This window comes from Methylophaga sp. UBA5088, from assembly GCF_002414625.1.
GTDB classification, from domain to species: domain Bacteria; phylum Pseudomonadota; class Gammaproteobacteria; order Nitrosococcales; family Methylophagaceae; genus Methylophaga; species Methylophaga marina.
Genome location: NZ_DIAC01000009.1, coordinates 8,884 through 10,539, shown reverse-complemented (window position 1 = coordinate 10,539; position 1,656 = coordinate 8,884). Strand labels below are relative to the sequence as shown.

The following is a 1,656-nucleotide window of genomic DNA, read 5'->3' as shown; positions in this document are numbered from 1 at the left end:
CGTGACAAAGGTATGGACTGGTGCTGATTGGTATGAGCGTGAAGCCTTTGATATGTTCGGCATTCTCTTTGATGGACATCCTGACTTACGACGCATTTTGACAGACTATGGTTTTGTCGGTCATCCGTTTCGTAAAGATTTCCCGCTTATTGGTAATGTTGAGATGCGTTACGATGAAAACAAAAAACGTGTCGTATATGAACCGGTCAGTATCGAACCCAGAACCTTAGTACCCAGGGTGATTCGTGATGATAACCGTTATCTCAAGGATGAGAAATAATGGCTGAGATAAAAAATTTCACACTCAACTTTGGTCCTCAACATCCGGCTGCCCATGGTGTCCTTCGTCTTATTCTGGAAATGGATGGAGAGGTGATAGTCAGAGCCGACCCGCATATTGGGCTGCTGCATCGGGGTACAGAAAAACTGGCGGAATCGAAACCATTCAATCAGAGCATTGGGTATATGGACCGTCTCGATTATGTGTCGATGATGTGTAACGAACATGCCTATGTGATGGCCATCGAAAAACTGATTGGCATTGATGTACCCATAAGAGCCCAATACATTCGGGTCATGTTTGATGAGATTACCCGGGTATTAAACCATCTGATGTGGTTGGGGGCGCATGGTCTGGATATTGGTGCGATGACTGTGTTTCTTTACTGCTTCCGTGAGCGTGAAGACTTAATGGATTGTTACGAGGCTGTATCGGGCGCAAGAATGCATGCTACCTATTATCGACCAGGCGGCGTATATCGCGATTTACCCGACAAAATGCCTCAATATCAGGCTTCCAAATGGCACAACGACAAAGAAATAAAGAAAAAGAATCAAAACCGAGAAGGCAGTCTGCTCGATTTTATTGAAGACTTTACCCAACGTTTTCCGCACTGTGTCGATGAGTATGAGACATTATTAACTGATAATCGTATCTGGAAACAACGCACTGTAGGCATTGGTGTGGTCAGTCCTGAGCGTGCTTTGCAACTCGGTTTTTCAGGACCGATGTTAAGAGGTTCGGGGATTGAGTGGGATTTACGTCGTAAACAGCCTTATGAAGTCTATGACCAATTGGACTTTGATATTCCGATAGGTAAGGAGGGCGACTGTTACGATCGCTATTTAGTCCGTGTCGCTGAGATGCGTGAATCTAATCGTATTATTAAGCAATGCGTTGATTGGCTCAGAGCGAACCCGGGGCCAGTGATTGTTGATGACACCAAAGTTGCTCCGCCTAAACGCAGCACGATGAAAAATGATATGGAAGCCTTAATTCATCACTTCAAACTATTTACCGAAGGTTATTGTGTGCCGGAAGGTGAAGTTTACAGTGCGATTGAACATCCCAAAGGCGAGTTTGGTATTTATATGATTTCGGATGGGGCTAATAAGCCTTATCGCGTGAAAATCAGAGCTCCGGGGTTTCCACATCTGGCAGCGATGGATGAAATGGCAAAAGGCCATATGCTGGCAGATGTCGTTGCCATTATCGGTACGATGGATATTGTGTTTGGTGAGATTGACCGATGACTGAGATGGTATTGACCGGACCTAAACAGACTTTATTCACTGAGCAACTGCGTGCAGCGCTGGATAAATGGATAGCTAAATTTCCGATAGGTCGTGCTCAATCTGCCGTCATTCCATGCTTAC

2 protein-coding genes are annotated in these 1,656 nt (G+C 45.1%); both read left to right on the top strand.

Features of this window, described 5'->3' with window-relative positions; genetic code table 11:
• A partial coding sequence (locus tag B4K20_RS00665; protein WP_289281493.1) for an NADH-quinone oxidoreductase subunit C occupies nucleotides 1-280 on the top strand: 280 nt, incomplete at its 5' end.
• Nucleotides 280-1,533: an NADH-quinone oxidoreductase subunit D gene (locus tag B4K20_RS00660; RefSeq protein WP_289281492.1), complete on the top strand. Its 1,254-nt coding sequence runs from the start codon at nucleotides 280-282 to the stop codon at nucleotides 1,531-1,533. The genes B4K20_RS00665 and B4K20_RS00660, both read left to right, overlap by 1 nt.
• Nucleotides 1,534-1,656: the final 123 nt, after the last annotated feature.